Below are 23,189 nucleotides of genomic sequence, written 5' to 3'. Positions count from 1 at the left end.
TTGCACATATGACAATGAATTTGAAAAGGGGAAACGCCAATGAGGAAACCACGCAAAACGTTAACAACTTTGCTTGCTTTATTTACAGCTTTTTCAATAACCGCCTGTACCACGGATAAAGAGAGCAACACCAGTACCGCAAGCCCTGAGGCGACAAAGCCAGCAGAAACCGCTGCAGCACAATCCGCTGCGCCTGTGGCTAATGCGAATGAACCGGGATGGAAATCCGATACGAAGCCGATTACATTCGATTGGTACCTTAACTTCTCTTGGTTTCCTAATAAATGGGGCGTTGATGCCACTTCGCAGTACATAACCAAGAAAACCGGTGTGAATATCAACTTTATTGTTCCCGCTGGCAATGAGAACGAGAAGCTGAATACGATGATTGCCTCCGGGAAGCTGCCTGACTTTATCACGCTGGGCTGGTATGAAGATGCTGTCAAGAAAATGATCGAAGGCAATATGGTGCTTCCGCTGAATGAGCTTGCCAAACAGTATGATCCTTATTTTATCAAGGTAGCTGATCCGGCTAAGACATCGTGGTACACACAGAAAGATGGCAATTTCTACGGCTATCCGAACGCTTCCTCCTCCTCTGAGGACTATAAGAAGTACGGGCAAAACTTCGTATCCAATCAAACGTTCCTAGTTCGCAAAGATATGTATGAGGCGATCGGAAAACCGGATATGAGAACACAAGAGGGGTTCTTGAACGCGCTCAAAGCAGCGAAAGAGAAGTTCCCTGATGTGAACGGTCAGCCGCTGATTCCGCTTGGTTTGCATGAGTTCGGAGACTTAGGAAATAGTTCACTTCTTGATGCTGGTCAAAATGGTTCCATGTTGCAGAATTTCTTAGCGATTCCGTACGAAAAAGATAATAAGCTCTATGATCGTTCCTCAGATCCAGAGTTTGTGAGCTGGCTCAAAACGTTCCGTAAAGCCAATGAAATGGGCTTGCTGGCCAAGGATATTTTTATCGATAAGCGCCCTCAAATGGAGGAAAAGATTGCTCAAGGCCGTTATTTTGCCATGTTGTATCAACGTTCTGATTTGGCGAATCAAAATATCTCCCTGTACCAAAAAGATCCAAACAAAGTTTACATCGCAGTAGACGGTCCAGCAAATGCTGCAAAAAGCCCGCCAACCTTAGCAGGTCCTGGTATCTCAGGTTGGACAGTAACCTTGATTTCCAAAGACGTGAAAGACAAAGCAAGAGCGATTAAATTCTTGAGTTACCTCATTAGTGAAGAAGGCAATAAAGATCTGTACCTTGGTGAGAAAGGTGTTAGCTATGACACCATCAATGGCAAGGATCAATTTAAGCCGGAAGTGCTGGATCTGATGAATAAAGACCGAGCTGCTTTTGATAAAAAATATGGCTCGTCCTACACCTTCTGGATGCTAATGGATACGAACATGAACTTGCAATGGGCGCCACCTAGCGTGGAACCAATTAAGCAACCTGAAGAGTGGACGAAAGGCAAGTCGAAGAGCTTCTCGCAGTACGATAACATTGTGCCAACAGGGACATCGGAAGAGGGAATTGCAAATACGAAAATCGCCCAGGCATGGGGCAAAACACTTCCGAAGCTGCTATTAGCCAAAACGGATGCCGAATTCGATCAGTTGCTCGATAAATACCAAAAGGATCGGAAAGCAGCTGGTTTGGATAAGGTGCAGGCCTACCAACAGAAAGAATTTGAATCGAATACGAAGAAAATTGCCCAATCCGCGAAGTAAATCTATAAGATGACCTGAGAGCCCGAATCTATCGGGTTTTCGGGTTTTTCGCTGCAAATAGTTCCCGCATGCTGTGTATTTTAGTTTAAAATAAGAGAACTACCGAATAGAAAGACGGGATATGAGACAATGGGATCCATGCTGGGCAAAGGGAGAATGCGGATTACGCAGATGACGAACCGTATATCGATTCAAACGAAACTAATCTGTGCCTATATCATCATTATTTTGATTCCCATCATATTGATTTCTTGGTATTTATTTAATGAATTTTACCAAAATACGATTCAAGACACCGTGAACAATAATCAATACGCGTTAGAAAGCGAGAAAGCCAGTATTCTCAACAATATTGAAGCGATGGGACGCGCTGCTCAGTTTTCAATAACGGACAGAGAGGTCATCCAATATTTGCATAATGCTCATGAGCTTGAAGTCTCGGAGCTTGTAGATTTTAATATGAATACGTTTTCTAATTTGCAGCGTCTCCTGTTTAACAACCCGAATATTGCCAATGTGCGCTTGTTTACAGATAATCCGAATACGGAAGAGATTTGGCCCATTTTTCTAAAAGAGAGCCGAATTGCGGATCGATCCTGGTATAAGGATGTCCTTGCGCGGAAGGGCGAGGCTCGGTGGGAAATTTTGCAGAATGAAAAAGATATTATGAATCGGTACAACACGGATAATGAAGCTAGCTGGACGTATGTATCCTTGTTAAAAGAAATTTATTATCCGAAGGACACACGCGTTGCCATTCTTGAGGTCGATATGTTGATGGAGAAGTTTTTTCAGAAGCTGTTCAGTCCCATTCAGGATGGTCAGTCGCATATGCTCGTCGTCGATCGACATGGTGGGATGTTCACGGGTAATGGCGATGTGTTTTTTAAAGGCATGAACATGGAGCAGCTGCGCCAAGCGTGGAATGACAACCCGCATCCGGAAGGGGCTAATTTCACGGTTACCATCGGGGATACACCGTACCTGATCTTGTCGACGGTCATCGATAACCTGGATGCTCACTTGCTGAATGTGGTGTCTCTAAAAGAACCCGTGACGCAAATCCATCATACCCGCAATATATTTATCGCTGCTGCTGTTGTGTTAATTGCGCTATTGTCGGCGATTACGTATTTCCTGCAAGGGTTAATCTTGAAAAAATTGCATATCTTACGAGATTCGATGAAAAAGGTGCGCAGAGGCGATCTCAATGTCCAGATTGATATGGACGCTGGCGGGGAAGTGGGCGAGCTTGCCCATCATTTCCGGCAAATGATGAAGAAAATGAATGAGCTCATCGTGGAGGCTGTGAACAAACAAGCGGCGACGAAAGAGGCGGAGCTGAGCTCACTGAAGAATCAGATCGATGCCCATTTTCTATACAACACCTTGGAAAATTTGAAAATGATGGCCGAAGTCGAAGCGCAGTATACGATTTCTAATGCGTTGACTTCGCTTGGCGCCATGATGCGCTACAGTCTGAAGTGGTCCAGCGATCAGGTCCAGCTGCGGAATGAAATCCAGCATATCCAGAACTATATAGCGATTATGAACATTCGATATGATGATAAATTAGAGCTGAAACTAGATATCCCTAGCAGCTATCTAGAGCAGGAAGTGTTGAAAATGTCGCTTCAGCCCCTTGTGGAGAATGCGGTGAAGCACGGCATGAATATCGAGCGGGCTAGACGAGAGGGTGTCACGATCTGGATTCGTGCGAGCCAGAGTGCGGATGGCATGCTCATCGAGGTTGGGGATAACGGCGCAGGCATGTCAACGCATCAGTTAGAGGAGCTTCATGAGAAGATTCATATGGAGGACGCTTATTTTCATAACAAATATGGGAATAGGACTGAGCGTGAGCAGGAAGGCAACGGCATCGGTATGCGCAATGTGACGCAGCGAATCAAAATGTACTACGGGAATGAGTATGGGATTTGGGTAGAGAGTGCGGAGGGGACGTATACCAAAGTATTCATGAAGCTGCCTTATTTGATATTATCTGGAGGAATGTCTACGGATGAGAAGCATACTTATCGTTGACGATGAGAAAAATATCCGACTCGGCTTGAAAGCCATGATTGCACGCGAATTTCCGGAAGCGTATACGTTCGAGTTTGCTGGGGACGGCGAAGAAGCACTGCAACTGTTGCAGAGTGCCGCTATAGACATTGTCATTACGGATATTCGTATGCCAGTAATGGATGGGATTACGCTGATTAATCGTATTCAGGAAATGATTCAGAAGCCTGCGGTTATCATTCTAAGCGGGCACGATGACTTCCCGTATGCGAAGGAAGCGATCCGCTGTGAGGTGAAGGAATATCTCTTGAAGCCCATTATTCGGGATGAGCTGTCCAGCACGCTAGTTCGTTTGGAAAATGATCTGAAGCTGAAAGAGCAAATATCCGAGCAACTGAGCAGCTCCTTCCAGCAGCGGGAAGCTTTCAAGGAGAGTCAGTTAAGTTATCTGCTGAGGCATTCCCATATGGACGGGGAAACCATGCAGAGCAAGCTGCTGCAGATTGATATGGCATGGGTGGAGGCGGGGTTTCAAGTCGGCGTGCTTCACTATCGGGGAACGATAACGGGGATGAAGCACTCCGAATTCCTCGCTCGTATCCAAGATGAGCTTGCCCATGTGCCAGACCACTGCCGTGATCGGCATGCGATCGTGCTAGATAAAGAAAATCAGTTAGTGATAATTGCAGAGCAAGGAGATTTATTTCCATATTTGACGGAGCGGATCACTGGAGCGGGATATTTCATGTACAGCATGGGTTTAAGTGAGTACACACGTGGAGCTGAGCGATTGCAGCCTGCGTATACGGAGGCTCTAGAGGCGCTGAAGTATACGTTCTTGCAGTCGGGGCCAGGCAGTGTTAGTTATGAAACGATTTGTCATAACAATAAGGATTTCACTGTGCCTGTTGCTACGATACAAAGAATCGCCAATATGCTCGGAACGGATCGGAATAAAGAGATGTCTGCGTTGCTGCTGGAAATACTAGACATGAAAATCGTAGCTCGATTCGATATCGCCTATGTAGAGGCTGTGAGCAAGGCCTTGAACGAGCTTGTTTTTGATAAGGTATTTCATGTGTATGGTGGGGAGTCTGTAGAGATCCTTCGGCTGTTCAAAAAGGTCGGGGATATCTCGAATTTTTATTATTTCTCCGATTATTTTCATAGTGTCGAGGGTCTGTTGGATCGACTCAATGCGTATGTGCGCACGATGAAGACGTTCCACATCGATCACAGAGAAATGAAGAAAGCTACACAATACATACAGGAGAACTTTGATAAAGATTTGAATATGGCCATGGTTTCGAATCATGTTTCTTTCAATTACTCCTATTTCAGTCAGGCCTTCAAAGAATACACTGGTGAAAGCTTCGTTCATTATTTGAAAAGACTGCGCATAGAGCGGGCACGCGAGCTGCTCGCCACGACAGACTTTAAGGTATACGAGATCAGCGAGCGGGCAGGCTTCGAGAATGTGAAGCATTTCAGCCGTGTGTTCAAAGAGATGGAGGGGGTTACCCCCCAGGAATATCGGGATCTGCGAGAAGTGATAAGCTGAATAAGGACAAAAAGCCGTCCCCTAGTAGAATCTTCTACTTCGGGACGGCTTTTGTGCGTGGGCACGCAGGCTTACGGCATACGCACGCCGCGGGAACTCTCGAGCAGCGTGTACCACTCTTCGCGCGTCATGGTGTCCGCGATGCGAACTGCATCTTCACAAGCGACAATACGCTTGGCGGAGGAAGTGCCGATGACCGGCTGAATGCGCGCCGGATGCTTCATGAGCCAGCCAAGCACGATAGCTTCTGGCGTTGTTTCTTTCTCAGTGGCCAACTTCTGAACTAGCGTGGCCGTTTTCTTGACGGTCTCAGGCGCATCGGAAATATCGCTGCCAGAGAACTTACCTTTGGCGAGTGGGCCCCATGCCTGAATTTGAACGTCATTCATTTGGCAATACTCGAGGATGCCATCGGCGAAATTAACGCTGGCTCCTACCTTCTGATTCACCAGAATACCTTGCTCGATCCAGTCCACGCGCGCCAAGCTCATCTCCAATTGGTTGACGACAAGTGGCTCAGGAAGTGAGTTTTGAATGAAGCGCATTTGCGCGGAGGTCATGTTGGACACGCCGAAATGGCGAACCTTACCCGCTGAGCGCAGCGTATTGAAAGCTTCCGCGATTTCTTCAGGCTCCATGAGCGGATCCGGGCGATGCAGCAGCAAGATATCGATGTGTTCAACGCCTAGACGACCGAGAATGCCATCGACGGAGCTTAGGATGTGATTTTTGCTAAAATCAAAACGCTGTGGGTGCTGATCATCTTGGAAGCGAATCCCGCATTTCGATTGCAAAATGATTTGGTCGCGCAAATCAGGTCTATTTTTGAGAACCTGACCGAAAACGGTCTCGGAATTCCCTCTTTTATAAATGTCAGCGTGATCGAACATCGTAATTCCGATTGATAATGCGGCTTCTACAGCTTTTTCAGCGGTGATGTAATCTTCCTTGGTTAATGGATTGCCGGCCCAATCTCCGCCTAATCCCATACATCCGAATACAATTCGGCTGTTCGAAATCCCGCGTCTTTCCAGTGGCATGATTTTCACTATGATGGCCTCCCAGCTATAATTTCTAAGCCTAGTATAACGCTTGCTGGAGAATGACATAAGAGCTGAAAATAGAGTTACTTACTTACCTCTACGTAAGCTGTGGAGTTTGTGAGCGTCCATTCTCTTGACCTTGGCCGAGGAATCGGTTAAATTGTACGCAAAGCGTTATTGATAGCAGAAATGAGGCCGGTTGAGCGATGATCATTGGGGTTGGAACAGATTTAATAGAAATTGGGCGGATAGGCAAAATGCTAGAGGGATCTTCAGGCGATCGGTTTCTGGAGCGGATTTTGACACCGGCAGAGCAGGAGTTGGCGTTGAAACGCCGCGGACGACTCGCGGAGTTCGTTGCGGGGCGTTTCGCTGCGAAGGAAGCGATCGTGAAAGCTATTGGCTGCGGGATTGGTAAGCAGATTGGTTTTCAAGATGTAGAAGTGCTGCCGGATGCGCTTGGTAAACCCATCTGCTGTGTGAAAGAGGAGGCTCTGCTGCGCGCAGGACTTCAAGGCAGTCACCGCATCCATATCAGCATTACGCATACAGGCTCTATGGCTGCGGCTTATGCCATAGTGGAGCAGGTGTAAGTAGAGACTTCTACATATGCGCGGCAAAATAACTGGATTTTATGCATCTAATTTGATGGGATGTTGAAGTGTAAAACAAATAGATGGATTTTCTGCCGTTAATTTCAGCCGATTGAGCCCAACTAGCTACTTTCGGCGAAAATAGATGCAGAAAATCCATCTAATCGTTCAAAACCATGAATTTGCTCAAAATTAACTGGAGGTTTTCCAGTTAGTTTGGGTTCGTGGAGCTGGCACTGGTGAGTAGCCACGTGTAGGGTGGACTAGAGCTGGAGCTGGTGCCCGGGCCCGAGTTGAGGTTGACGGGAACTGGAACTGGAACTATCCCACCCCTCGCCAACTATCCCTATCCCAGCCACTGCCACTAGCTCCTTACCGTGCCCATACCCGCAGCATATACCCACTCACGAGCAGGCTGATGCCGCCCATTCCCTCGAGAATCATACCCGAATAACCCAAATACCACACGCCCATCACCGCGGTCAGCGCAAAAAGCCACAACCCCAAATAAATAAGCGGTCTGCCGAGCAGCAGCCCGACCTGAACGAAACCGATCGCGAGTAGAAACGCCCGCAAAATAGGAGCAAACAGCGGATTCACCGCCCCTATCGCCTCCATGAAAGCAACGGCAGCAACGAGCAGTGCTCCGGGCAGCACTAGAAAAATCGGATGCCCCCAGCCACTCTTCACAGTATTATTAGTTGTACTTGTATCCCCCGTGTTAAACAGCTTCCGCATTCCCCAGATCTGGATCAAGCTAGCCACCACGGCCGTGACGAAAGCTGCTTGCTTTAGCCAATCCAAATCGCGCCAGTAAAGGGCGAAATCGATGATTGAGCTAAACACCCACTCTGCGCCCCAAATGAAAAGCAATGCAATGAAGCCTTGGGCTTCGCGCAGCCAATCTTTTCTTTTATTTTCTAATTGTTGTTGCCCTGTTTGAGTCAATTCAGCTTGCTTCGACGTTTGCATACATTCACCTCTAGTTTTATGTTCCGCACTTCTCGTATAATGGTACCATATCCATTCATCCATTATAACTTGAACGTGCCCCATAGAGAAGGAGAGCTCATGTACAGCGAAGAACAGAAGATGTATTTTTCCAAGAATCTCTTGGATTGGTACCAAACACATAAACGTGATTTACCTTGGCGTAGAAGTAAAAACCCTTATTATATATGGATTTCCGAAGTGATGCTGCAGCAAACGCGTGTGGATACAGTGATTCCGTATTTTCATCGGTTTGTTGATCAATTTCCAACTGTCGAGGCATTAGCAACGGCACCAGAAGAAAATGTACTTAAAGCGTGGGAAGGACTCGGCTATTACTCACGTGCTAGGAACCTTCAATCCGCAGTCAGAGAAGTGCACGAACGATACGAGGGCATTGTCCCGCAAAATAAAGAGGAGATCTCCGCGCTCAAAGGCGTCGGTCCCTATACGTCGGGGGCGATCCTGAGCATCGCCTACAACAAGCCAGAGCCTGCGGTCGATGGGAATGTCATGCGCGTACTCTCGCGTTATTTCCTCATCGAAGAAGATATTATGAAGCCATCGACGCGGACGATTATGGAGAAGTTAGCACGTGAGCTGATTTTGGAAGGCACAGCAAGTGATTTTAACCAGGCGCTCATGGAGCTAGGAGCTATGGTGTGTACGCCGAGGTCACCGCACTGCTTAACGTGCCCCGTAATGGCGCACTGTTCGGCGCGCGAGGCTGGCATGGAAGAGGCGCTGCCCATCAAGAAGAAAGCCAAACCGCCTCGTCCAGAGCTGCGGGCAGTGGCTTTCATTGAAGGTACAAGTGAGCATGCAGGCAAATGGTTGATCAGACAGCGCCCGCAAGAGGGCTTGCTTGCCCGCATGTGGGAGTTACCGCATGTCGAGTGGGCGACTGCTGCATGGCAGTCTGACGAGGACAACCAGGCAACACTTCGCCAAGCCCTTGCCGAGCAGGAGCAAATCGGGATTAAGCCCGATGAGTGGTTCATGGATACCGAGCATATTTTTAGCCATATAGTGTGGAAAATGAAGGTATACCGCGCTAAGCTTGGTGACGCCAGTCGGCCAAGCACGGGGGAGGAATGGATCCCGTTCCATTATCGTTGGGTAGGCCCCGAGGATCTCCAGAACTATGCCTTTCCTAACGTTTTTGTGCGGATTATGAAGGAATGGCAGGAGCGTATTGAAGAGTAGATATTAGTACGTGTCGTAGTAGTATTTCAATGATTACCGAATTTCGGCCTGAATGGCCTCGATATTTCTTAACGTTATTAATTTCTTATCAATCTGTATGAGCCCATCATCCAGCAATTCTTGCAATATCTTTGTGACGGATTCCCTTACTGTGCCAACTAAGTTGGCGAGTTGCTGATGAGTCAGCTTAACATCAATTAGAAGACCGTCAGGTGTAGAGATTCCGTGCTGCTCGGACAATCGAAGGATTGTTTTAATAATACGCGAGCGAACCCCAAGGAACGTCAAATCATAGATTTGATCATTGGCATGGCGCAACCGTTGCATCGTCGTTTCCAGGAGCTTTAGGCATAGCCTAGGGCTCTTTTCCATGAATGTAGTGAAATCTGTGCGGTTGAGCACATAGAGGGTGCATGAAGCCATCGTTTCAGCTGTTGCTGAACGAGTCATCCCACTGCTAAGCAGGGACATCTCTCCGAAAAAATCCCCATCACGAAACAAGGCCAGTGTGACCTCTTTCGCTTCGTCCAATCGATATATTTTCACAACACCAGACTGTATGAGGAATAACTCCTCACCAATTTCGCCTTCCTGAAAAAGGATGGTTTCCTTCTTTGCTTTCTTTTCCGTAAATAAAGGGGCAATCCCGATCAGATCTTCTTCCGAAAGCTCTTGAAACAAGGGGACATGTTGAAGTAACGGTACGATAGTCAAGGGCTCGTCATCTCTTTCCGGTTGTAGATTTATTTACCATTATCGTACAACTTCGTTTTATTGGCGTAAAGAGAAAAGCGAAAGGAACCTAGCTGCGATGGAAAAGATGTATGAGATTCTTCAAACTGGAATATGAATGGGAGAATGTTAAATATCCAAGGACACTGTTCGGTGACTACAAAAGAAGGAGTCGTTGCAGATGGAATGGTATTTAAAGGTGCTAACGAATTATGTAGGGTTTTCAGGCAGAGCAAGACGGAAGGAATATTGGATGTTCGTGCTGTTCAATATTATCATTTCTATTGGTATTGCTATCGTCGAGTCTATTATCGGAATAGATAAGCTCTTGTCAGGTCTTTATTCTTTAGCAGTTCTGTTACCTTCTCTAGCCGTAGCCTTTCGTAGACTGCATGACACGGGTAAAAGCGGGTGGTGGTTGCTGCTTAGCTTAATTCCCCTGATTGGTCCCATTATTTTGATTGTATTCTTCTGTCAGGATAGCGACTACAACGATAATCAATACGGACCCAACCCTAAAAGGGAATAAGCGCTCTAAGGATAAGGCCCATAGAACGCAAAAAAGCGACCCCTTAGGGTCGCTTTTTCAATACCAATATTACTTCGCTGCGTCGTAACGTTTGCTAACTTCGTTCCAGTTAACAACGTTCCAGAAAGCTGCGATGTAGTCAGGGCGTTTGTTTTGGTAGTTCAGGTAGTAAGCATGCTCCCAAACATCAAGACCAAGAACTGGCGTTTCGCCTTCCATGATCGGGCTGTCTTGGTTCGGCAAGCTGTACACTTTCAATTTACCAGCTTTGTCAACAGCTAGGAAAGCCCAGCCAGAGCCAAAACGTGTAGTTGCTGCAGCAGCGAAGTCTGCTTTGAATTTATCAAAGCCACCAAGCTCGCTGTCAATTGCAGCTGCTAGTGCGCCTGTAGGTGCGCCGCCAGCTTCTGGTCCGATTGTTTCCCAGAATAGGGAGTGGTTAGCGTGTCCACCACCATTGTTACGAACTGCTGTACGGATATCTTCAGGAAGGCTGTTTAGGTCAGCGATCAGGTCATTAAGGGATTTGTCATGCAGAGCTGGGTGTTTGTCCAAAGCTGCATTTAGATTCGTTACATATGCGTTATGGTGACGATCGTGATGGATTTCCATTGTTTTTGCATCGATGTGCGGCTCAAGAGCGTCGTTTGCGTACGGAAGAGCTGGTAGTTGATGTGCCATTGAATAAATACCTCCTAAAAATTATGTAGTTTCAACTTCATTATGAAGGAACACAGCTAATAAAGCAACATATGTGTTTACTAAGTCGGCAGTTTCTAGGTAGGCACTCAAATGCCGCGCCGCTCCATTTCCCGTGTGATCTGATTATGCATGGCTGTATCTTGCTCATGAAGATAAGGAGATAAGTCGCTCATGGTCCGGTGGAGCTGAAGAAGCTCAATTTCCGTCCATTCTTCAGGTTTTTTGGTGCTCATGAACTGGAAATCCGGAATTTCCCGGGGGTACTCGTGCGCAGTAAGTTCATGATCTAGTTCGTTATCTGACATTGATTTCACCTCTTCCTTTTAGGGATATCCTCCTATAAGATGGTTTTTTTCCATGCATCTCATTCATGCTTCATATGGTTTCACCCATATTCTTTATTTTCGTCTTCACATGAATACGAACTTCGGCTTCTGAGAACGCGTGACCCCACTCATCCTGTACGTTTTCCCAAGCCTTAAATTGATAACCGCGCGCATAAAGGCCAAGACCAATGGGATCAATTTCATGCTTTTGAATATTTTTAACCAGTGCATTCATCTTCGCTTCCAGCTGCTGATTGATCTCCGATTCGAGCCTAGCCGCTTCATGTCTCACATCAATGGTAAAATATTTTTCGGTCAGCTGAATGGGCATCGAGAGCTGGATATCAAAATGAAACTTATTCTGTTCAAATGTGACTTTAATGTCCCTTTTTAGTTGCAAGGCGTAGAAGCTAATGCCTCCTGTATCAAAAAAGGAATCGCCTTTCTCCTTCGGGATCACGACGGTTAGAGTAAGAGAGCCGTGCTTAACTTTTTGCAGCATTTGTAGAAGTTGATTTTCAGCGTGGTCAATCGTGTAAGCATACTTTCCATTTTTATTCAAAAGCAGTGTACCTTTTGCTATGACATCCTTCTCATCTTTGAGCATGCTGGTTAAGTAAGGCGTGATCCCTTTTTCAAACATTTGCCTATGAAGGTCGAATACGGTTGTGATTTGTACTAAACTGCGCATATGAGCGGTATCCACTAGCTTGGCAATATGCATGGATAATCTTCGTTTATCTAGAGGTGCAAAGCGAATAATTTCCTCGACAGACCCTTCAACAGCGATGACTCTGGCCGTTTCGGATGTCTTTGGATCACGATAAAACACATCCATCAGCTTAAACCAATCCTCATGGGCTAAGACGCGTTTTCCGATCAGCACGTTTTGAATTTTGCCTGCACTAATAAGTGCCGACACACGTCCTTCAAATTCATTCCTTGCATCCTTTAAGGTAATCGCTGTCACCTCGGTTACCTCATTTTTTTCCTTAGCTTCTTTGTTAAAGACGGGACTTGATGCATAGATAACGAGGTTATTATCTTTATCTAAGTCAATACCCACCATAAGCGCAAGTGTGATATTTTCTAAGGGCAACTGATCTTTACAACTAGACATGGCAATGATCAGCGCGAATAGGGGGAATAAAATAAGGCTTGTACGCATCGGCCTCATGAGGAGACCCTCCGTGAAATTCGGCCCATACCTACTAGAATGACCCATAGGAGCGGCGGTAAGACAAAAGCAATGCCGATGCCGATATTTTGAATAAAGTTGCTTAATTGCATACTGTCATTCCAGCTGGGTTTCCAAAACCATGTTACACCAACCATAGCGGAAAGCAGGAGGAGGATGTGCAGGCGAGGCTGCCCCTTAATACCAAGCTGCTGGGTGCAAATGACCGTCGCGTACAACATGGGAAGCCATGTTCTCACGACAATAAGTAAGTAGATGGAGAGAATAAAAATATCAAGTCGTTCTAGAAAGCGAAACTCAATAATTTTAAATAAAGAAATGAGCGTATTATGGTATTGCGTAATTTCATCCGGACTGAAGTTGATAAAAGCAAGAATGGTAAACAACATGTACACGAAGAAAGTGATAGAGTTCGCGATAATGATACCGGTGGAGGCAGAATTTTTTTTTTCTAAATAAGGGTATAGAAAGAAGGCAATCTCAAACCCAGTAAACGCTAAAATGGTAGATTTAACAGTCTGTAGTATCGGCATCCAGCCATGTTTCAGAATGGGGAGCAGATGAATCCATTGCGCCTGTTTAAACAAATATAAACCAGACACAATGAGTCCAACGGAAAGGAATAGGATAATTTCAGAATAGCGACCAATGATACGAAAGCCTCCCTTGGTAATCATATAGGCGGGAAGCAGGAAAAGCAGCATGAGGACGGAGGGACTGGTCTGCTGCATAATCCAATTCTGAATGAGAAGGGCCATCCGATTGTAGATTAAATAAATGAAAATAAGGAAGTAGAAGGAAAACACAACCATGCCGATTATTCCAGCCCACTTACCAAAGTAGTGGCTTAATAAGTCAATGATCGTGCCATTGGGGTGCCTTTTCATGATTTGAATGATAAACAGGCTGCTGGTTATCGAAGCGAGCCATCCGATGATTAAGACAATCCATCCGTCCGTACCGCAGCCTTTCGCAAGGTCGCCAGGTAGAGGAATTAGGCCGACGCCTAGCTGGACACTGTGAATTAGCAAAATATACTGAAACAGTGTAATTTGATTGCTCTTGTCGGGCCTCATGATGAATTGTCTCCTTTCTGTTTCGTCTCGCCATATCGGCGTTTTTGAAGTGAACGAACACTTTTTGGTCGATACACCATATTTCTGAGTGGCAGGCGGATGAAGACATCCTTCCAGTCCGCCATGCGTAACGGTGCAATGGGAGAACTATACGGTTCTCCGAGTGATTTTAAGCTAATGAGATGAGCTAGGACGACCATGGCACCCGCCATGATCCCAATGATGCCGTACATGGATGCAATCGTCATCATCGGAAAGCGAATTAAACGAACGGAAGCAGCCATGTCATAATTGGGGAGGATGAAGGAGGCAACCGCCGTGGAGGCGACGACTACGACCATAAGGTTGCTCACAATGCCCGCTTGAACCGCTGCTTGTCCAATGACAATTCCGCCTACAATCCCCACGGTTTGACCAACTGGTGCAGGCAGACGAACACCGGCCTCCCTCAGCATTTCGAGCATAATCTCCATGATGAGCGCCTCTATAAAAGGAGGAAAGGGGACAGCGGATCGAAACTCGCCAATCGATAAAATCAAATCCAAGGGAATGAGTTCATGGTTAAATGAAATACAGGCAATGTAGAAAGCAGGTAGAAACGCTGCGATGATACAAGCGAAGAAACGAAGCAGTCGAAAAAATGTAGCGACGGGCCAACGCGTACTGTAATCATCAATGCCTTGGAAAAAGGCTGCTAGTCCAACCGGCGCAATCAATACACTGGAGGATCGATCCACGACGACACAGTATCTCCCTTGCAGCAGCTGAGATGCGGCAGTGTCCGGGCGTTCGGTAGTAATCATTTGCGGAAATAAGGAAAAGGGGTCATCTTCAATTAACTCCGCAAGCTCGCCTGTATTTAAAATGCAGTCTACCTGCAAGCCTGAGATGCGACGCTCTAATTCATGGCGAATTTCAGGAAGTGCTATATCCTCTAAATACAGGATGGATACTTTGCTTTTGGTTCTGTTTCCGACAAGAAGTTCTTTAATCTTGAGCTCCCGGCTGGAAATGTAGCGACGAATTAAGGCAATATTTTGACTACCTGTTTCAATAAAGCCTTGATGCGCGCCCTTCAACGAGGCTTCAATTTGTGAATCGGAGATCGCGCGTTGCGGCCAGCCTTGTGTTTCTAAGGAATACGCATGGGCTTGGCCATCAATGAAAAGCAGGCTGTAGCCATGTAAAATAGCAGTTTCAACCGCATCCCAAGCAATGAGATGCTGGAGTTCTCCTAACGCGACGGGCAACTCATCGTTGTCTTCGCCTGTGGTGTGAAACATGAGTTGATGCAAAACGTTATTATTGATGGAATTTTTGTCCACCAGTCCCTCGAGATAAGCCAGAGCAGCAGGAGCACCGGATTGTTTATAAGTGAACGTACGAATGATTAGATCAGGTGTGTCGCTGAAAAATGTTTCGAGCTGAGCTATATTTTCCGCTAGGTTAGGCGTAATTTCGACGATTTCAGGTAATGGCGTGTTCGGTTGCTGTTCCGGGTTCTCTTCGATCATCCGAGAAGCTGCTTTAAATAAACGGCGGATCAATTCCATATTCAACCATCCCATAAATTCTCAATTTCACTGTTCTGTCTTTCATTGTTCCTTGGGACGTTTCATTTTATGCGTCTTAAAGGCTAGAGCATAACGAATCGCAAGGAGGTAGAAAGAACTAGAATAATCAGCTATAACGGAGCGCATTTTGTTGAAAACGCTTGCATTTAAGCGCTTTCAAGAGAAATATCGAAAAAAACAAAGTTTTTTGTGAATTTCACCACATTTTCAGCAGGATTTCGTGTTTTTTTGTCGTATTTACTTCTTTACCAGAAAATTAATCTCTACAAATTAATATGGAATTGGGAGAGAACCGTATGCATGTTCGTTCATTTCAACTTGGTGATACCTCTTCGGTTAAAGAGCTTCTAGAAGACGTTCTGTCAGAAACCTGCTATGAGGAGACGATTGAAGCCTTCGCTCGTCAGCTATCGTGGGACACGGAGCTCGTTTTAATCGCTCAAGAAGAAGAGCAAGTCGTAGGCATGATTATCGGCACGATTGATAACAACAATGGCTACTACTATAGGATCGCAGTCGCAACAGCATATCAACGTAAGGGTATTGGCAAAGCTTTGATCGAGGCAATGAAGCAGCGGTTTCTCGGGCGGAATGTTAAGAAAATTATGGTAACAGTGGATGTACACAATGAAATGGTGTTGCCTGTGTATGAGTCCGCTGGTTACAGCGCAGATGACTTTTCCAGAGCTGCTCATCGGCTGAGCATTGTGAAGAAAGTAAGTGTCTAGTCTTTCGCTGGGCACAATAGGAAATAAATAGGTTTGGCTTATAGGAAGCATATCTGTGCCGCCATTGCAATTGGGGGTCAGATATGCTTTTCTTAAAATATAGAAATAATAGGATTCGTATCATAGGGTGACGTTTCGGCAGCAATTTACAGAGGAGCTTTGAACATGGATAATTTCACGCCGTATGTGATAAAAAGCTTCAAACACGACGGGCATCTTCATCGCATGTGGTTGACGAATTGGCGGGTTCCTCCAGATATGCTCCATGAAGAGCATCAGAAACAGGGCATGCTAGTGTTCATCAATAGCCAGACTAAGATTCAAGAAGCGGATGGCAAGGAGTGGGTCAGTCGCATTCCAGGGGTTTCTTTTTTCATTCCGAAAATGTGGTTTAACATCGTTGCACTCATTGAGGAGACAGGGGTTCGCTATTACTGTAATGTGGCCTCTCCTTTGTATGTGAATCAGCAAATATTAACGTACATCGATTATGACTTGGATGTTATTCGGTTGCCAGATCGGACTGTACATATTGTGGATCAAGATGAATACGAGCGTCATAAGCTCGGCTATCATTATTCGTCCCTTGTCGAGACGAAGGTGAAGGAGGGGCTTGCAGCGCTGCTGGCGTTAGTGAATGGGGACAAGCCCCCTTTCCAAGATGACTTAGTGATCTATTATTACGAGCAATGGGAAAAGTATAAGGGTGGAGGCGGTTGAATGAGCTTCTTCGTAGGACGAGAAAATTCCAATAAGGTAGTTGCTGCGCAAGGGCATGTTCAAGAAGTGAAAAGCTTTACGCATGAGCTGTGGGATTGGACAAAATCCATTCTCGTAGCTCTTCTTGTTGTTATCCTTATTCATCAATTCGGCTTCAACCTTTCGACGGTTCGCGGTCATTCCATGGACCCGACACTACGGGAAGGTGAGTGGCTATTTGTGAATAAGGCCATTACGTATTTGAAGGCACCGAAGCGAGGAGACATCGTTATTCTCGAGGAGCCAGAGAAGTTAGCGCTGCCTCAGCACCCGTTGTTGGTCAAAAGGGTCATTGCGATCGCAGGCGATGAGGTGCAGGGCCGGGCAGGGGCTTTATACGTGAACGGTGACAAGGTGACGGAGTCGTATACGGATACGCCTATCGAGGATGGTGACTTCGGACCGACAGCGGTCGGACAGGGACAAATCTTCGTCATGGGCGACAATCGCCATCGATCTGCGAGTGCAGACAGCCGGATGTTCGGAGTGATACCGACCAGTCTTGTCCAAGGTCGGGCAGAGTTTGTTCTTTGGCCGCTCGATATGGCTGGGAAGCTGTAAGTACATAGTTAAATGAGATGAAGAGAGCGAGGTGAGCGGGTTGGCGGTTTCCATTACAGAAAGTAGAGATTGGCGTAAGCTGCAACAAGAGATCGTGGAAGCCGCGCCCTCTCTTGGCATAGATAAGATCGGCTTCACCTCCGCGGAGCCGTTCCACGCATTGAAGGACATCCTTCTCCGCCACAGGGAGAAGGGCTTCGAATCCGGCTTCGAGGAGCCGGATATCGAGAAGCGGGTACACCCCGAGCTGAGCTTCGACGCGCCGCGGTCGATCATTTCCATCGCGGTCGCGTACCCGTCGAAACTGCCGAACCCTCCCCGATCCGAGCCTGGGGCTTATCGGGGCATGATCTCGCGCTCCTCGTGGGGGAGCGACTACCACGATGTACTTCGCGACAGGCTCGCGAAGCTAGAGGCGTTCATCGCCCAGCGCGTGCCGGGGGCGAGATTGCAGAGCATGGTCGACACCGGTGCTCTGGTCGACCGCGCCGTTGCCGAACGTGCCGGTATCGGCTGGAGCGGCAAAAACTGCGCCGTCATCACCCCCGAATGGGGGTCGTGGGTGTATTTGGGCGAAATGATCACGAACATCCCGTTCGAATCCGATATATCTATCATGGACCAATGCGGAGACTGTACAATTTGTATCGATGCTTGTCCTACAGGGGCGCTAGTCGGCCCGGGGCAGCTCAATTCGAGTCGCTGCATCTCTTTCATCACTCAGACCAAAGGGTATGTGGATGATGAATACAAACGCAAAATCGGTAACCGACTCTACGGCTGTGATACGTGCCAGGTCGTCTGTCCGAAGAACAAGGGGATGAACTGGACGCATCATCCCGAGCTTACGCCTGACCCGGAGAAGGTCAAGCCGCTGCTCATTCCCTTGCTCACGATGTCGAACAAGGATTTCAAAGAGCAGTACGGGCGCATCGCGGCATCGTGGCGCGGCAAAAAACCGATCCAGCGCAATGCGATCATCGCGCTCGGCAATTTCAAGGACCGCACCGCGGTGCCGGTCCTTCGTGATCTGCTGCTGAGCGATCCTCGCCCGGAAATCCGGGCTACCGCAGCGTGGGCCTTAGGGCGAATCGGCGGTGAGGAAGCTGTCGCCGCGTTAGGCAAAGCTGCTGCGTCAGAGCAAGAGCCGCAGGTGCAGAAGGACCTAGAGAAGGCCATCGCTGCTGCACAGAACAGCGAAGTGGTGGCCGTACAGGAGGAATAAGATGAAACAACCTCAGGCAGCAGTCTTGCTTGCTTATACCGAGATCGATTCTCCCATCGGTCCTCTTGTTCTCGTGGCATCTCCACAAGGGCTGTGCAAGGTGGAGTTCGGTAGTTATGAGAAGAACCGAGCGCAACGTGAGCAATGGGCTAGTCGTTGGTATGGACAATATGAATTTAGAGAGAATGCCGAGCAATTGGCATCCATCGCGGAGCAGCTTACGCAGTATTTTGGCAGAGAACGAGAGTGCTTTGAAGGAGAACTAGATCTGCAGGGAACGGACTTCCAAAAGCGTGTATGGCAAGCTCTGCGAACCGTTCCTTATGGAGATACAGCGTCGTATAAGCACATTGCAGAAGCTATAGGTTCGCCTAAAGCTGTAAGAGCTGTAGGGGGCGCGAATAATCAAAATCCCATTCCAGTGATCATCCCATGTCATCGCATTATTGGAGCAAGCGGCGATCTTGTGGGCTATGGCGGAGGCCTTCCGACCAAAGTGCACTTATTAGATTTGGAACAACGAACATTGCTATCTTAGACGTTCAACAACTACAACATGTGGAGTGAATCCTATGAAATATGTACATTTGGATTCTGTGGAGCCTGGTCAATATCTGGGACGTACGATTTACGCCAGTAATGGGGCTATTTTGCTATCGGAGAATGTGCAATTAACTGTATTTATGATAAATACGCTGAATCGAATTGGCGTGACGATGATTTATATCAAGGACCCGAACCTGGCGGATGTGGAAATTCCGGAGATACTTTCGGAAGAGACGAAGCGGCTTGTCATGACGCAAATGGGTCAGACGTTCGCGTCCATTCAGTCGGGGAAAGAGTTTAATTCGCGCAGCGTTAGCATGTCCATCAATACACTGCTGGATGAGATCATGAAGAACCGTGATGTCCTTGTACAGTTGAATGATATTCGGTCACAGGACAATCAGATGTATATCCATGCCATGAACGTGTGTATGATGTCCGTGCTGATTGGGATGAATATGGGGATGAATGCGACCCAGTTGAAAGAGTTGGCCATGGGCGCACTTCTGCACGATATAGGAAAAGTGGAGTTGTTAACGGACGATGATTCCTCGGATCCGCGTCGGCATCATACGTGGCGTGGGTTTGAGCTTTTGAAGAGTAAGCGTGAGTTCAGTCTGCTTATAGCGCATGTAGCTTTTCAGCATCATGAGGCGTTGAATGGAGAAGGTGTTCCTAGAGGACTCATGAGTGAGGATATTCATCTCTATGCCAAAATAACAGCCGTTGCCAATATGTACGACAATTTGCTCTTTGATATGTCTGAGGGACGCCGCAAGCTGCCGCATGAAGCCTGTGAATATATGCTGGCGCTCGCGGGGACGAAGCTGGATCGTGATGTATTGATACAATTTCTGAAAATTGTCTCGATCTATCCCACCGGTACGTCGGTTCGGCTGACGAATCGGGAGACAGGCGTTGTGGTCGGTCAGCACAGAGGACTTCCGACGCGGCCGATTATTCGGATCGTGAAGCAGGATGCGACAGACAAAGTGCTGGACATCAAAGAAGTTGACCTTGCGAAGGAAACGACTGTATTCATCGAGCAGGTACTTTGATTTGTAAACCGTGGAACAGTAATGATATGATAGAACAAGCATTCTATTCTAAAAAAGTACAGCAGGGGGCATAGGTTATGTGGAGTTATATCATTCCCATTCTCACATTGATCGTTGGTTTGGTTGGCGGATTCTTTATTGGTGTATTCTATCTAAAGAGACAGCTGGAGTCCATGCAGAACAATCCTGAGATGCTGGCCAAAATGGCGAAGCAAATGGGCTACAACATGAATAAACAACAATTGAATAAAGCACAACAAATGATGAAAAACCAGAACTTTAATCAAAAACGGAAATAAGAATTAGGGTGGAGTGGTAGAGAAGATGGCATCCATCGAATATAAAAATGAATTAGTCGCGGAAAATCGTGAGCAGATCGAAAAGCATGTCCGTGAGATTTTGCGATTGATTGGTGAAGATGTAGATCGTGAAGGTCTATTGGATACACCAGCACGTGTAACACGCATGTATGAAGAAATATTCGCAGGGTATGCAGCAGATCCTCGGGAAGTACTGGGCGTTACATTCGATGAGCAGCATGAAGAGCTGGTTATCATCAAAGATATCATCTACTACAGCCAGTGTGAGCACCATATGGCGCCTTTCTTTGGCAAAGTCCATGTAGGTTACTTACCAAGTGGTAAAGTGGCTGGTCTCAGCAAATTTGCTCGTTTGGTTGATGTGGTTACAAGAAAGCTGCAGGTACAAGAACGCATTACCTCTGAAATTGCTGACATCCTATTCGATGTGCTTAAGCCACATGGCGTCATGGTTGTCGTTGAAGGCGAGCATATGTGCATGTGTGCAAGGGGCGTGAAGAAATACGGCAGTCAAACCGTAACCTCCGCAGTACGCGGCTCTTTCCGTAAGGACGCAACGCTGCGCTCGGAATTTCTATCTTTATTAAAATAATATAAGTACCGGGGAATGTGCACGAAGACAATGGTCTTGTGCATCATTCCCTTTTTTCACTTGTGTACCAAGTTGGGCTTGTTGGGGCATGGAGAATATAGTATTCTTTTAAATTAATAATCCTTCTGCATCGGGAGGTCGAATTGTGACTATCGTACATGCTCTCGCATAAAATGAGAGCAGTGTGAGGAATGACTTGTGCAGCAGGATACAGGTGAGAGCGGCGCCCTACAGCGCTAGAGGGCTAGAGGAGGCAAGCATATGAACAACATACGGAAATATCGGCCTGGTGAGGCAGCTTCCTCAAAATGGAGTGAAGAACGCGATGAATTTGAACGGGATTATGCTAGGCTGATTCAATCGCCAACATTTCGGCGTCTACAGGGGAAGTCTCAGGTGTTCGGAGCTGGCTCGGGAGATTACTACCGGACACGTCTGACGCACTCCTTGGAGGTCGCACAGATTGCGCGAGAAGTAGCGAAGCGCTTGGAACGGACGAATCCCTTTTTGAGCAAAAGAGAGCATCCAGGTCTGATCATCGATCCGACCGTGGTCGAGTGTGCATCGATTGCACATGACTTCGGTCACCCTCCTTTTGGGCATAAGGGCGAGGAAGTACTCAATCATATTCTAATGAAGGATCACGGCCTGAAATATGAGGGCAATGCGCAAAATTTTCGAATCCTCATGTTTCTAGAAAAGCGAGCGGGCAGCGAGAGTGGCTTAGACCTGACGGCTGCCGTCCTTCTCGGTATCAATAAATATCCCTTCCTCATCGAGGAAGAGGGGCGTCTGAAGGGTGTGTACGGGGCGGAGTGGGACGTCATTCGCGAGCTGCGTGACATTTGGAAAATGCCGGAGGGTTGCTCCACATTAGAAGCCCAGTTAATGGATTTATGCGATGACATTGCTTACTCTACGCACGATATCGAGGACGGAATTCGCGCAGGCAAAATCCAAATGAACGCTACCTTCTTCGAAGATCAACGATTAATTCGACATCTCGTGATGGAGATATTGAATGACCCCAATCAGCATAAATTCGGCTGGGAGCAAGTCGATATCGAGCAGATGGTGCGCCGCGTGCTGCATGATTATTTGGAGCAATGGGAGCTCATATTTGCGGAATGCAACCGGGAGGAATCACGGACGCGCAGAGAGATGAAAGCTCGCTGGGTCAGTTCTTTCGCTAGTCGACTCGATATCATCGACGATACGGAACGCGGCTGGAAGAAGGTCGCCCTCGTCAAAGATGGCGCGGAGGACATGGATCTGCTGCGGACGATGGAAATTCTCAAGAAGCTGGCGTGGGTTACGCTGATTAAGGATTTTCGCGTCTTGCGCCTGCAAAAGCGCAGCGAAATCATCGTTGAGCGGCTCTGGGACAGCTTCATTAATAAGGACAAAGGACAGTGGATCATTCCACCGGACTGGATTGATAGCTACGAGCGGAGAAGCAGCAACAGCAATTGGAGCTGGCCGCGCTTCGTCGCGGACTACATCTCGGGCATGACCGACGCCTATGCGGAGAAGGTCTATGCGGAGCTGTTTGCGAGTAAATCGGGCTCGATTTATGAGATGGATTGAGGGTGTGTAGGGCGGAGCTGGCTGGGGGACTGAAGGAAACGACGGAACTGAAGGGACCGACTGAACTGAGGGACCGACGGAACTGAAGGGACTGACGGAACTGACAGAACTGATAGAACTGACAGAACTGACAGAACTGACAGAACTGACAGAACTGACAGAACTGACAGAACTGACAGAACCACCCGACCGTCAACCGCCCGACAGACCCGCGACTTAATCGCCACCCGCGCGAATAGATGGATTTCCTACAGCTAATTTAGTGATTCCCTTCCACTTGGGAGGATTAGATGGATTTCCTACAGTTAATTCATGGCGTTTGAGGGAAATAGGCCGATACCATCTCAATTAGCTGTACTTTTTCCATTTAAATTTAATATTCAAGGAAAATAGCCGGAATTAGCTGTAGATTTTCCAGTTAAGTGCGAGATGCGATCATGAAGTTAAGATGTTGATGTTGATGTTGATGTTGATGCTGGTGTTTGTGGGCCAATTTGATGGAAGGGGTAAGCAATGTT

23 protein-coding genes are annotated in these 23,189 nt (G+C 47.2%); 15 read left to right on the top strand and 8 right to left on the bottom strand.

Translation table 11 applies throughout. From position 1 onward, the window contains the following. Positions 1–39 precede the first annotated feature (39 nt). The 3 genes from AC58QG_RS32985 to AC58QG_RS32975 all read left to right on the top strand — a co-directional run bounded on the left by AC58QG_RS32985 (position 40) and on the right by AC58QG_RS32975 (position 5,326). A complete protein-coding gene (locus AC58QG_RS32985) occupies positions 40–1,743 on the top strand; it encodes a type 2 periplasmic-binding domain-containing protein (protein ID WP_497366255.1) in 1,704 nt (567 codons plus the stop codon). 129 nt (positions 1,744–1,872) lie between these two features. Next, complete coding sequence (locus AC58QG_RS32980) at positions 1,873–3,786, top strand: sensor histidine kinase (RefSeq protein WP_497366254.1); 1,914 nt, start codon at positions 1,873–1,875, stop codon at positions 3,784–3,786. Then, positions 3,764–5,326, top strand: coding sequence for a response regulator transcription factor (locus AC58QG_RS32975; RefSeq protein WP_497366253.1), 1,563 nt, complete (start codon positions 3,764–3,766; stop codon positions 5,324–5,326). The genes AC58QG_RS32980 and AC58QG_RS32975 overlap by 23 nt, the downstream gene beginning before the upstream one ends. 71 nt (positions 5,327–5,397) lie before the next feature. On the opposite strand, the gene AC58QG_RS32970 is transcribed toward AC58QG_RS32975, so the two are convergent. Next, a complete protein-coding gene (locus AC58QG_RS32970; protein ID WP_497366252.1) occupies positions 5,398–6,375 on the bottom strand; it encodes an aldo/keto reductase in 978 nt (325 codons plus the stop codon). Positions 6,376–6,575: 200 nt separating this feature from the next. Here AC58QG_RS32970 and acpS point away from each other — a divergent pair, with 200 nt between their 5' ends. Further along, a complete protein-coding gene (gene acpS, locus AC58QG_RS32965; protein WP_497366251.1) occupies positions 6,576–6,962 on the top strand; it encodes a holo-ACP synthase in 387 nt (128 codons plus the stop codon). A 372-nt stretch (positions 6,963–7,334) separates the two neighbouring features. Here the strand turns inward: acpS and AC58QG_RS32960 are convergent, their stop codons facing one another. Continuing rightward, positions 7,335–7,934 carry a hypothetical protein gene (locus AC58QG_RS32960; RefSeq protein WP_497366250.1) on the bottom strand — a complete coding sequence of 200 codons (600 nt, stop codon included), beginning with the start codon at positions 7,932–7,934 and terminating at the stop codon, positions 7,335–7,337. A gap of 99 nt (positions 7,935–8,033) precedes the next feature. Between AC58QG_RS32960 and mutY the strand changes: the two genes are divergently transcribed. Next, complete coding sequence (gene mutY / locus AC58QG_RS32955; protein ID WP_497366249.1) at positions 8,034–9,158, top strand: A/G-specific adenine glycosylase; 1,125 nt, start codon at positions 8,034–8,036, stop codon at positions 9,156–9,158. 33 nt (positions 9,159–9,191) lie between these two features. On the opposite strand, the gene AC58QG_RS32950 is transcribed toward mutY, so the two are convergent. Continuing rightward, a complete protein-coding gene (locus tag AC58QG_RS32950) occupies positions 9,192–9,872 on the bottom strand; it encodes a Crp/Fnr family transcriptional regulator (protein ID WP_497366248.1) in 681 nt (226 codons plus the stop codon). Between the two features lie 199 nt (positions 9,873–10,071). Between AC58QG_RS32950 and AC58QG_RS32945 the strand changes: the two genes are divergently transcribed. Further along, positions 10,072–10,419: a DUF805 domain-containing protein gene (locus tag AC58QG_RS32945; protein ID WP_497366247.1), complete on the top strand. Its 348-nt coding sequence runs from the start codon at positions 10,072–10,074 to the stop codon at positions 10,417–10,419. A 69-nt stretch (positions 10,420–10,488) separates the two neighbouring features. On the opposite strand, the gene AC58QG_RS32940 is transcribed toward AC58QG_RS32945, so the two are convergent. The 5 genes from AC58QG_RS32940 to AC58QG_RS32920 form a co-directional block, all read right to left on the bottom strand. Further along, positions 10,489–11,100 (bottom strand): superoxide dismutase, encoded by a 612-nt coding sequence (locus tag AC58QG_RS32940; RefSeq protein WP_497366246.1) that lies wholly within the window; start codon positions 11,098–11,100, stop codon positions 10,489–10,491. A gap of 107 nt (positions 11,101–11,207) precedes the next feature. Next, positions 11,208–11,426, bottom strand: coding sequence for a mother cell protein YfhS (yfhS, locus tag AC58QG_RS32935; protein WP_497366245.1), 219 nt, complete (start codon positions 11,424–11,426; stop codon positions 11,208–11,210). A gap of 70 nt (positions 11,427–11,496) precedes the next feature. Further along, positions 11,497–12,624 (bottom strand): Ger(x)C family spore germination protein, encoded by a 1,128-nt coding sequence (locus tag AC58QG_RS32930; protein WP_497366244.1) that lies wholly within the window; start codon positions 12,622–12,624, stop codon positions 11,497–11,499. Further along, complete coding sequence (locus AC58QG_RS32925) at positions 12,621–13,721, bottom strand: GerAB/ArcD/ProY family transporter (RefSeq protein ID WP_497366243.1); 1,101 nt, start codon at positions 13,719–13,721, stop codon at positions 12,621–12,623. Before AC58QG_RS32925 ends, AC58QG_RS32930 begins: the two co-directional genes overlap by 4 nt. Then, entirely contained in the window at positions 13,718–15,289 is a 1,572-nt protein-coding gene (locus tag AC58QG_RS32920; protein ID WP_497366242.1) for a spore germination protein, read from the bottom strand. The genes AC58QG_RS32925 and AC58QG_RS32920 overlap by 4 nt, the downstream gene beginning before the upstream one ends. Positions 15,290–15,591: 302 nt before the next feature. Between AC58QG_RS32920 and AC58QG_RS32915 the strand changes: the two genes are divergently transcribed. The 9 genes from AC58QG_RS32915 to AC58QG_RS32875 all read left to right on the top strand — a co-directional run bounded on the left by AC58QG_RS32915 (position 15,592) and on the right by AC58QG_RS32875 (position 22,671). Further along, positions 15,592–16,023 carry a GNAT family N-acetyltransferase gene (locus AC58QG_RS32915; RefSeq protein ID WP_310502161.1) on the top strand — a complete coding sequence of 144 codons (432 nt, stop codon included), beginning with the start codon at positions 15,592–15,594 and terminating at the stop codon, positions 16,021–16,023. 165 nt (positions 16,024–16,188) lie between these two features. Further along, entirely contained in the window at positions 16,189–16,743 is a 555-nt protein-coding gene (locus AC58QG_RS32910; RefSeq protein ID WP_497366241.1) for a DUF402 domain-containing protein, read from the top strand. Next, positions 16,744–17,343 carry a signal peptidase I gene (gene lepB / locus AC58QG_RS32905; RefSeq protein ID WP_497366240.1) on the top strand — a complete coding sequence of 200 codons (600 nt, stop codon included), beginning with the start codon at positions 16,744–16,746 and terminating at the stop codon, positions 17,341–17,343. It abuts the gene before it with no gap. A gap of 31 nt (positions 17,344–17,374) precedes the next feature. Further along, positions 17,375–18,568, top strand: a complete 1,194-nt coding sequence (gene queG / locus AC58QG_RS32900) for a tRNA epoxyqueuosine(34) reductase QueG (RefSeq protein WP_497366239.1) — start codon at positions 17,375–17,377, stop codon at positions 18,566–18,568. A 1-nt stretch (position 18,569) separates the two neighbouring features. Continuing rightward, entirely contained in the window at positions 18,570–19,106 is a 537-nt protein-coding gene (locus AC58QG_RS32895) for a methylated-DNA--[protein]-cysteine S-methyltransferase (RefSeq protein ID WP_497366238.1), read from the top strand. Between the two features lie 34 nt (positions 19,107–19,140). Then, complete coding sequence (locus AC58QG_RS32890; protein WP_497366237.1) at positions 19,141–20,172, top strand: HD-GYP domain-containing protein; 1,032 nt, start codon at positions 19,141–19,143, stop codon at positions 20,170–20,172. Positions 20,173–20,249: 77 nt separating this feature from the next. Continuing rightward, entirely contained in the window at positions 20,250–20,471 is a 222-nt protein-coding gene (locus tag AC58QG_RS32885) for a YneF family protein (RefSeq protein ID WP_497366236.1), read from the top strand. A 25-nt stretch (positions 20,472–20,496) separates the two neighbouring features. Next, positions 20,497–21,084, top strand: coding sequence for a GTP cyclohydrolase I FolE (gene folE / locus AC58QG_RS32880; RefSeq protein ID WP_497366235.1), 588 nt, complete (start codon positions 20,497–20,499; stop codon positions 21,082–21,084). A gap of 261 nt (positions 21,085–21,345) precedes the next feature. Beyond that, positions 21,346–22,671 (top strand): deoxyguanosinetriphosphate triphosphohydrolase family protein, encoded by a 1,326-nt coding sequence (locus AC58QG_RS32875; RefSeq protein WP_497366234.1) that lies wholly within the window; start codon positions 21,346–21,348, stop codon positions 22,669–22,671. The last annotated feature ends 518 nt before the right edge of the window (positions 22,672–23,189 follow it).

It is taken from the genome of Paenibacillus sp. J22P169, from assembly GCF_059691995.1.
Note: the sequence above shows the minus strand (reverse complement) of the source record. Positions and strands in the feature narration are given on the sequence as shown.